This window comes from Rhizobium sp. SG570 (genome assembly GCF_012275345.1).
Classification (GTDB): Bacteria; Pseudomonadota; Alphaproteobacteria; order Rhizobiales; family Rhizobiaceae; genus Rhizobium; species Rhizobium lusitanum.
The window spans coordinates 22,426-31,089 of sequence record NZ_JAAZQI010000032.1; the positions used below are offsets into that span (position 1 = coordinate 22,426).

The 8,664-nt window shown below is 56.9% G+C and carries 8 protein-coding genes and 1 pseudogene; 4 read left to right on the forward strand and 5 right to left on the reverse strand.

The features are described from left to right. Positions 1–470: 470 nt before the first annotated feature. The gene (locus FHT28_RS33945; protein ID WP_145646579.1) at positions 471–1,148 is read right to left on the reverse strand and encodes a GAD-like domain-containing protein; all 678 of its coding nucleotides are present in this window, start codon (positions 1,146–1,148) and stop codon (positions 471–473) included. A gap of 113 nt (positions 1,149–1,261) precedes the next feature. On the opposite strand from FHT28_RS33945, the gene FHT28_RS33950 reads away from it, so the two are divergent. Next, a complete protein-coding gene (locus FHT28_RS33950) occupies positions 1,262–1,771 on the forward strand; it encodes a hypothetical protein (RefSeq protein WP_145646577.1) in 510 nt (169 codons plus the stop codon). Here the strand turns inward: FHT28_RS33950 and FHT28_RS33955 are convergent. Both FHT28_RS33955 and FHT28_RS33960 read right to left on the reverse strand, forming a co-directional pair. Further along, positions 1,733–2,539, reverse strand: coding sequence for a class II aldolase/adducin family protein (locus FHT28_RS33955; RefSeq protein WP_246705029.1), 807 nt, complete (start codon positions 2,537–2,539; stop codon positions 1,733–1,735). The genes FHT28_RS33950 and FHT28_RS33955 overlap by 39 nt on opposite strands. Next, positions 2,490–4,067 (reverse strand): MFS transporter, encoded by a 1,578-nt coding sequence (locus FHT28_RS33960; protein WP_145646572.1) that lies wholly within the window; start codon positions 4,065–4,067, stop codon positions 2,490–2,492. Before FHT28_RS33960 ends, FHT28_RS33955 begins: the two co-directional genes overlap by 50 nt. Before the next feature lie 63 nt (positions 4,068–4,130). Here FHT28_RS33960 and FHT28_RS33965 point away from each other — a divergent pair, with 63 nt between their 5' ends. Next, positions 4,131–5,015, forward strand: a complete 885-nt coding sequence (locus FHT28_RS33965) for a LysR family transcriptional regulator (protein WP_145646570.1) — start codon at positions 4,131–4,133, stop codon at positions 5,013–5,015. A gap of 248 nt (positions 5,016–5,263) precedes the next feature. Here FHT28_RS33965 and FHT28_RS33970 read toward each other — a convergent pair. Further along, positions 5,264–5,937, reverse strand: a pseudogene (locus tag FHT28_RS33970) (OmpW family protein). Between the two features lie 778 nt (positions 5,938–6,715). Then, on the reverse strand, positions 6,716–7,747 hold the full coding sequence (locus FHT28_RS33975) for an IS110 family transposase (protein ID WP_145646562.1): 1,032 nt from the start codon (positions 7,745–7,747) through the stop codon (positions 6,716–6,718). Positions 7,748–7,876: 129 nt separating this feature from the next. Between FHT28_RS33975 and FHT28_RS33980 the strand changes: the two genes are divergently transcribed. Both FHT28_RS33980 and FHT28_RS33985 read left to right on the forward strand, forming a co-directional pair. Beyond that, positions 7,877–8,170 carry a WGR domain-containing protein gene (locus FHT28_RS33980; RefSeq protein WP_145646560.1) on the forward strand — a complete coding sequence of 98 codons (294 nt, stop codon included), beginning with the start codon at positions 7,877–7,879 and terminating at the stop codon, positions 8,168–8,170. A gap of 32 nt (positions 8,171–8,202) precedes the next feature. After that, positions 8,203–8,502: an HU family DNA-binding protein gene (locus FHT28_RS33985; protein ID WP_348645055.1), complete on the forward strand. Its 300-nt coding sequence runs from the start codon at positions 8,203–8,205 to the stop codon at positions 8,500–8,502. Positions 8,503–8,664: the final 162 nt, after the last annotated feature.

An 8,664-nucleotide genomic window follows, 5' to 3' on the forward strand; every position in this document is an offset into this window, starting at 1 on the left:
ACTAATTGGGAAGTTGCAGATTTTTGCAGGCGACCGTGATCCATTCGTTAGGGTGATGTCATGTCTGGATGGTGTCCGCTTGGCAATGTGATTTTGGCCGATGGTGGAGCTTTGCGGTCGGGTGCAGTCATGTCTCCGGCCTGTAAGCGCGGCACAAGATAACCGCTGGCCCTGACGTTGTCCGCTTGATCCGATCCCTATCACGTTGACGCGCTGTTGGTGCGCAAGACAACACCGCGCGTTCTTCGGTTCGTGCGGTCCATTCCGCTATGCCGTACATCATACCATCGTCACTCCGCCAACTGTTTGGCCCGAAGGGGCACGGTCGTGATCAGGCCGACGCTGCGACCTTAGCGCTGTCGCCGGTGGCGTCGCCCGGCCGGAAGTTCACGTTTCTCGCCATAATCGCCCAGGCGATGCTGGCGATCATGTTGGCGACGGCAAGCCTTGCGCGGTGTGACGATGGAACGTCAGAGTTTTGCGAATGTATGATTTGCGACAGCGCCAATTGAAGTACTAAGGAACGGAACTTTCGGCGGCGCAAGCTGCCGCAAGAGCGTCAAGTGAACGTCCAGTTTGACCTTTTTCAGATGGTCGAGATTCATTTGACCACCGGCAATCAGGGCAGGCTCAAAGCCATACAATTCATCCCGCTCAAGCGGTCCTAGCTTGCCGGCAGCGCGTTTGAATAGCGGTTGCTTCGCCGCATCCTTAAAGTCACATTCGCTTGGCGTCTTGGCGCCGAAGAACGTCTGCACCCGAAAGTCCGGATTCTTGAGCGGCCCCTTAAAATCTTTTTCCAGAGCAATAAGAGAATGCGTCGGGCACGAAACCGTCAAGCTGGGCCCCGTTTTATCACCCCATACATACAACTTCCCGAAACCCGTCCTGGCGATGACGTGGTAGCTATCGACCTGTTCGAAGATCGTGTCCTCAAGCCACATATCTAAAACGTCTTGGTATTCGTCGGGATTCACGATCGAGAATAGTCCGTCCAAGTAGCTTGCCCATCCTTCTTCGGACCAATATTTCAAGAGTTGAGCGGGCAGCGTCTTCTCGAATCTTTCGAAGCTGGCTTGAGGGACCTCGACGCGGCTCGTCGCTTCACCAAAATTCTCGATAAACAGCTCAAAATCTTCGTCTCTCATCTCATTCCCTTTCCACGACAAGGCTCTAGCCTGACCTTCATCAAGGCGCCACGCTTGCCGCTCGCATGGGCCGACAGTTGTGCAAGCATTACACCGATGGCATCATAGTCGACGTGGAGAAGATTTTCGACGTCGTCACCATTCGCCCCGCCCCTTCCGAAGCGGCTGCGACCACGCGCCGGATGCTGCCCCGCAGCCCCATCTCGGCGGTGCCAGGCGACATAACCTCCGACGGCTGCTGTCGACCGGCCCAATTGGAACCGAAAGCCCGCAAATGCCGTTCCTTCGACGAACAACAATCGGTGTCGTCGATGTCCACGATCGCACAATTGGCTTCAGTTGCTCTCCTGAGCTCCGTCTTTCTCGGTGCATCGCTGGCACCGACCTACGCCCTACGGATGCCAGAGAGCGCCGGTGCGTATCCAACCGGTCAACAGGTCGTCTCCGCCTACGCCCGCGGCGAGCACACCGATCCGTTAGAGGGCTCAATTCTTTCCGACGGCGAGATCAGGCACATCAAGTGGTGCGCCGCCAAATCGCTGATGAGACACGTCGCGTTGGTAAACTGCGTCGCTGACGATCTGTTAGATGCTTCGCATTTCCAGCTTGCGCTTATAAAATGACCAGAAGGTGTCAATGAGCGGGGCATCGAAAACCTGGTTTTTCTTTTTTGCCAGCTCGGATGGTGATGTTGCTTTGTATGATAGTTGGGTGGCGAGCAGTTGCATCTGCGCGCGGCAGGCCCCCTCAAGAAAGAGGCCCATCAATGCCGCTTCCGCAATCGAGCTGCCTGCGAACAAAACCCCGTGATTGCGCATGAGCACGGTAGATCCCGAGCCGAGAGAACGTGCCAGGCTGACGCCAAGTACCGGCGTGTCGATCAAGCCGGTTGTCTCGTCGAAACGCCCAACCGGAAGACCAAGGCTGACGGCCTCGTTCGAGACCGCCTGCAACTCGACATCGAGCGCGGAGAAAGCAGTTCCATAGAACGGGTGACTATGCCCGACCGAGCATAAATCCGGTCGCGCCCGCAGGACTTCCGTGTGGATGGGCCATTCCTTATGAAGGCGGCCTTCTCCCGCAAGCCTGCACCCATCGAAATCGATCAGCACGAAATCTTCGGGACCCATGACCTCACCCAGCCCGATACCGGAGCGTTTGATCCAGACACCTCGCCCGGAAGGATCACGCAGCGACAGGTGTCCGAGCGTCATATCAGCATGGCCTTCCATATGCAGTATGCGGCAAGCGATGGCGGTCTCTAGGAGGTCGTCATGGGGCATGTCAGTCATTGGTGTTCTCCATGTTTGATAACTGTGATGCAAAAACTGCGTCGGCAGCCTATTTGGGCATGCGGTCTCCGGTGCGTTGTCTAAAACCGGCCAGGGCAAGGATCAGGGCACATCCCGCTAGTAGAGCTGCAACGCGGAACGTGCTCTGCATGCCCAGGGTTATTGCGGCATGCATGGTCGCGCTAGCCTCGCCACTCGCTGGACGGGCCTGGCCGCCGGTGGCGTTGAAGATGGCGCCCATCAACGACGCCCCGGTGATCAGGCCGAGGTTACGGCCAAGCGCGAGGAGCGCCGACACCAGGCCACGCTGCTCAGGTCGCGCAACGCTCATCACGGCCGTGTTGTTGGGGGTCTGGAAGAGGGCCAGGCCGAGACTGATGGGAATGATCGAGGCGATGTAATCGCGAGCGCCATGATCTATCGTGATCATCGACATGAGAGTCGAGCCGGTGGTCATTAGGGTGAGCCCGCTCAATAGTGCGAGCCTTGGCCCCGCACGGTCGGACAACCAACCAGCTGGAACGCTCATCATTGCAGAGGTCAATGGGCCAACCGTCATGATGAGACCGGTTGTACGGGTATCAAGGCCGATACCACGCGTCAGGAAGATCGGCCCCAACACCAGGGTAGCCATCATGACTGCATAGGCGAGTACGCTGATCATCATACTGGTCGAGAGCAACCGATCTCGAAACAGGCTCAGCGATAATAATGGGCGCCGAACCTTGATCTCGATTGCCAGAAAGAGGGCCAGGCCCAGAACTGCACCTGTCAGGCACGGAAGAAACAAGGGACTGTCGATGCCTTGGCTGCCCGACAGAGTCATCGCGACGCAATAGGCAAAAAGCGTGAAGCTCAGGGCAATCATGCCTAGCCAATCGAAATTGACCGGAGAGTGAACGCGCTCGGCAACGCCGGCAGCTCGAGGCAGATGGCGATCCAGGAGAATGTAGGTGAGCAGCCCTAACGGAAGGTTCATCCAGAACATGGCCCTCCAGCCGAAGGTCAGGAGCGCGAGCGAGCCGAGCGATGGGCCGAGGGCAATACCGAACGCCACCATCATCGAGAGGACGCCCATTGCCAAGCCAATGCGGTTTTTTGGAATGATCTCGCCGACAAAGGCGAAGCTCAACGCCATGATAATTGCGCCACCGAGGCCTTGGATTCCTCGACCGACAATCAACACCATCAAATTCGGCGCAAGAGCGCAGACCATCGACGCTGCCACGAAGCAGATGAGCCCGCCGAGATAGAGTTTCTTTTTGCCGAGTTGATCTGCAAAGCGCCCGACACCGACGATCAAGGCCGTGACGGTCAGAAGGTAGGCGACGACTACCCATTGGACCTCGGCGAAGGACGCACCGAACTCCTGCATGAATGTTAGCAGGGCGACGCCCACGACGTTCGTACCGAGCTGTGACAACAGGATGCCGAGAGACAATCCGGTTAGCACATATCCGAAATGGACAGGTCGATGATGCGTGGCAGGGTGACTGCGCTGATGAACCATGTGAGTCATTGCTATCCGAAGGTGTGGGTCTGCTACGTGGCCCGATGGACCGGCCGTCACACAGTTCGTGTGGAGCTCGATGAAAGTAGCAGCATGGTATTGATGTGAAAATTGCATGGTTGTAACTCTATTCGTGCGTGAAACGCACTCTTCCGAAGCACCTCCCCGAAAGGGCAATCAATGATCTTGCCTGATTTGAACCTCCTGATCGCCCTTGATGTCTTGCTGACGGAGGGAAGTGTCGCGGCGGCAGCGAAAAAGCTGAATCTGTCCGCTCCAGCCATGAGCCGAACCCTCGGCCGTATTCGGGTCTTGCTCGGCGATCCGGTGCTTGTTCGTTCGGGACGTGGCTTGACGCCGACATTGCGGGTCGAAGCTCTACGCGAGCGTTTACGGCTGCTTGCTGAAGATGCGCAGGCGATCATCCACACAGAACGCGATCTTGATCTGGCGCGGTTGGAGACAACGTTCACCATTCATGCAAATGACGGCTTCGTAGAGACCTTCGGCGTTTCCCTGATCGCTAGAGTCACAAAGGCAGCTCCGGGGGTACGATTGCGCTTTACGCAAAAGGCGGAAGGCGATGATATGGCGTTGCGCGCGGGGCGGGCAGACCTGGAGATCGGCGTGACCAGCCAACCGTTGCCGGAACTTCGGGTTCAGGCCCTCTTCGAGGATCGCTTCATCGGCGCGGTCCGCGAAGGACATCCATTGCTGGAAGGTATGATAACGGCTGAGCGCTTCGCAGCCTTCGGACATGTTTCTGCCTCGAGGCGTGGGCGAGAACATGGGCCAATCGACGATGCCTTGGCCGCCGAGGGTCTTCGGCGCCGAGTTGCTGCAATCGTTCCAGGTTTCTCTGCCGCATTGGCGTTTGCCCGAGGCTCGGATCTTGTTGCGAGCGTGCCGGAAAGGGAGACAAGGCTAGGCCGCCATGGTTTGGCGACATTCCCGTTACCGGCCCGCACGACGACTGTCACGGTTTCCCAATTTTGGCACCCGCGTCTGGACGCGGATCCTGCCCATCAGTGGCTGCGATCATGCGTGAAGGAAACGTGCAGATAAGCCGGGCAGCCAAGGCGATGGCACGCTCGATAAGGCGTACTGCAGCTCCGTGCTCGCGTGAATACGAGTTGAAGCGGACCCTCAACAAAGGACTGGGATTGGGGATGTAGTCGTGAGTTAACCCATGTAGAGGAAGAACAAGCTTAGGGAGCTCAAGCACGCGGCAGATTAAGGCTACTGCTCCGAAACGGCGGCGCCCATCGGAAGGAAGAAGCGCCGGTAGGAGACTGGCGCCTGTTCGATTTGCTTTAGAAGCGATAGGTCACGCCGGCGCCGATGAGCCACGGATCGAGGTTGGCTTTACCGCTGACATGGGCACCGCCGACGCTGGCATCGAAATCCGGCCTCAGGAAGATCTTCTTCGCATCGACGTTGAGACCCCAATGCTCATCGAGCATGTAGTCGAAACCGGCCTGCAGCGCGACGCCGAATGCGTTCTTTACGTCGAGGCTGCGGGCGCTTTTGCCTGATTGATCGTAGAATATCGTATAGTTTACGCCCGCGCCCACATAGGGCCGAAACGCGCCGAAATCGGTAAAGTGATATTGCAGTGTCAGCGTCGGCGGCAGCAACCATGTTTTGCCGATTTCGCCGAGACCTGCGATCGAGCCGCTGCCATACACCTTGGCATAGGTCGTACCGAGAATCAGTTCCGCCGCGATATTGTCGTTGAAGAAATAGGAAATATCGAATTCCGGAATGACCGTGTTCGAGTAGGACAGGTCAGAACCGGCCAACCGTCGACACGGCCCGAGTCCCTGGTGATCACGCCGAGCGCGCGCAGGCGTATCTGCCACGGGCTTTGGCTCGTTACGGCGGGCGCGGCACCCTGCGCGCCAGCCAGATCAGCCGCTTGCGTTGTGTAGGCCGTGGCCAATGCGGCTGCCGTTACGACGGCGCGAACGATGTTGCTGGATATCATCTCTTTCTCCTTCAATCCGAGACTCGTGGCGGTCGGGGAGAAATATCTGCTACCGGGAGGGTGATGATTTGAGCTAGATCAAATTGGGAAGGCCGCTTTGGCCGATGTAAGCAAAGCCTGCCACACTGTCTCCATCATGCAACAGGGGGTTTAAAGTAAAGCCTGCCCCGCAAAACTGCCCAGCGGTTTTGCGATAGCGTAAGCGGTTGCCGCTGTAGGCCCAAGGGATGACGTCAGGCAATGGCCGGGCATGGGATCATTCGTCGGTCATTTCCATGCGGAAGCAATATGCAGATTAGAGACCCAGGATATTGATGAACCTGGCAAGGTTCGTGTTGGCGCGAGAGCTATGCGGTCCCGATAGTGCGGGGTGTCGGCGTGGGCATTAGACCCACCCAGAGCTTTGCAGGGACAGGAGAGCGATAAGCCATTTCAACAAGATCCTGATAAGGCCGCCAGGTCTCATCAGCGTTCTGAATCGATAGCGGCTGATCGATTCAAAAGTCTTCTGTGGTTGCCGCCCGGGATGCAAGAGGGTTTTATCTGAATGTACGAGTGATCGAGTGCGGTCTTCTGTAAGGCCTTCACATACGGCATTTCCAGAAGCCGCTGGCCGGTATGGTGATCTGCGGGTCAGGTCCAAATCTCGTTGTCGAGCTTTTTGCTCATCAGTTTTGACTGGTTTTCCTGACCCTGATCTGTTCGATCATTTTGCCCATTCAGGTCGTCGCCTTCTTTCACCCCTTTTATCCGGCATAAGCGTTGCGTAGCTCGTTGATCAAATTACAGCTGCCTCTGCCGGAACCCGGTAATCCTCTTTCCTGATTATCATCGCCCAGATTGTCCTCGCCATTTTGTTGGCCAATGCGATTGCCACAAGCATCCGTGGCTTCCGCATCAACATCTGCGCAAGCCACGAACCCTTCACAATCGATTGGCGACCCAGCCAATTCAGACGGGACATCGCTCCGACAATCAGCAGTTTACGTATATCGGTTTGCCCCGCTTTGGAGATGCGTCCGAGCCGCTCTTTCCCACCGGACGAGAATTGGCGTGGCACAAGACCGAGCCAGGCTGCAAAATCGCGGCCACATCGAAATATCTCCATCGGCGGCGCAAAAGCTTCGACGGCGAGAGCAGTCATTGGACCAACTCCGGGGATAGTCTGCAAGCGTCGCGCTGTATCCGCTTCCGCTGCCAATTTCTTGATCTTGCCGGTCTGGGCTTCGATACGGATCGTCTTCTCAGCGATCTGCTCCAGCAACGTGCGGCACTCTTCGCGGACCAGGTCAGGCAAATCGCAGTTTGGTGCATTCAGGATATCTTCAATTCTGCCGAGCTGACGTGTCCCTTGTGGAACGACATGGCCATATTCATAGAGATAGGCCCGCAGAGCATTGATCAGTTCGGTGCGCTGGTGGACAAGTCGCTCCCTTGCGCGAAACAGGATCGCTTTGCCTTGCTGCTCTGCAGACTTCGGCTCGACGAAACGCATTTCCGGGCGCTGGGCCGCGATCACGATTGCTTCGGCGTCCGCAGCATCGTTTTTCTGGCGCTTTACGAACGGCTTGACGTAACGAGGAGCAATCAGCTTTACCTCATGGCCGTGTTTGGCCATCTCGCGAGCCCAATAATGCGCGCTCCCGCAAGCTTCGATCACCACGATTGCAGGTGGATGCTCAGCCATGAATCGCCGAAACGCTTCCCGCGACAGCTTCTTACGAAACAGAAGATGTCCCGTCAGAGATGCGGCATGCAGCTGGAAGACATTCTTGGCCAAATCGACCCCAATCATCATATCCTTCGTCATGATTGCCGTCCTTTTCCGATCGGTGGTTATAGACACCATATCTTTGGCACATTGCGATGCCGCCTGAGGAGGGCGGCAACCACCCCATCTTGTTGGACGGCGACATTCGATTGCGGCGAATCTGTCAGCATGGCTCTTTACCCCTACAGGCTCTATTGCCAGCGCATCGAAACGGCCAGGAATATGGCGCGCTACTATCTGCTGTTCATTCAGCCAACGTTGTTTGGCGAGGTCACTGTGACGCGCGCCTGGGGAAGGATCGGCAAAGGCGGCGGCGAAATGACCGAGATGTTTGCAACCGAACATGAAGCGGCTAGACACTTCCTCGAACTGGCGCGTCGGAAGCGCACCAAAGGCTATCGGCCTGTCGGATCCTGTGGAAATAGCGGCATTAGCAGCCTTTCCGCTGCTTCAGGCAGGTGACAGAACGCGATTGGAATGGAAGCTATTCCAGCGTGTTCAACAAGGGGACTACTATGACCACTACCAACGAAATTGCAGATAAAATCGCATCAGAGCACAGCCTCACCAAGGCGCAAAGCAAGTCGATCGTCGAGGCCGTATTCGCATCCATCACCGCGGCCGCGGCAGCCGGCGCCGAGACGTCCCTCCCGGGATTTGGCAAGTTTAAGATCAAGGATACGCCGGAACGCGAAGCCCGGAACCCAGGAACCGGAGCAACCATCAAAGTGGCCGCGGCAAGAAAGCTAACCTTTCAGCCCGCCAAAGCATTGAAAGATGCGCTGAACAAGTGACGTGGGATAACCTTGCCGGAAAGCCTTCTTGTGTCGGCCGAACGTTTTGATGGCGGTGCGATTTACTGTCTTCTGTGGTTGCCGCCCGGGATGCAAGAGGGTTTTATCTGAATGTACGAGTGATCGAGTGCGGTCTTCTGTAAGGCCTTCACATACGGCATT

Excerpts from the sequence above, each read along its gene's own strand:
- FHT28_RS33945 (WP_145646579.1), bottom strand. The coding sequence starts at position 1,148 with ATGAGAGACGAAGATTTTGAGCTGTTTATCGAGAATTTTGGTGAAGCG.
- FHT28_RS33960 (WP_145646572.1), bottom strand. The coding sequence starts at position 4,067 with ATGCAATTTTCACATCAATACCATGCTGCTACTTTCATCGAGCTCCAC.
- FHT28_RS33965 (WP_145646570.1), top strand. The coding sequence starts at position 4,131 with ATGATCTTGCCTGATTTGAACCTCCTGATCGCCCTTGATGTCTTGCTG.
- FHT28_RS33975 (WP_145646562.1), bottom strand. The coding sequence starts at position 7,747 with ATGACGAAGGATATGATGATTGGGGTCGATTTGGCCAAGAATGTCTTC.
- FHT28_RS33980 (WP_145646560.1), top strand. The coding sequence starts at position 7,877 with ATGGCTCTTTACCCCTACAGGCTCTATTGCCAGCGCATCGAAACGGCC.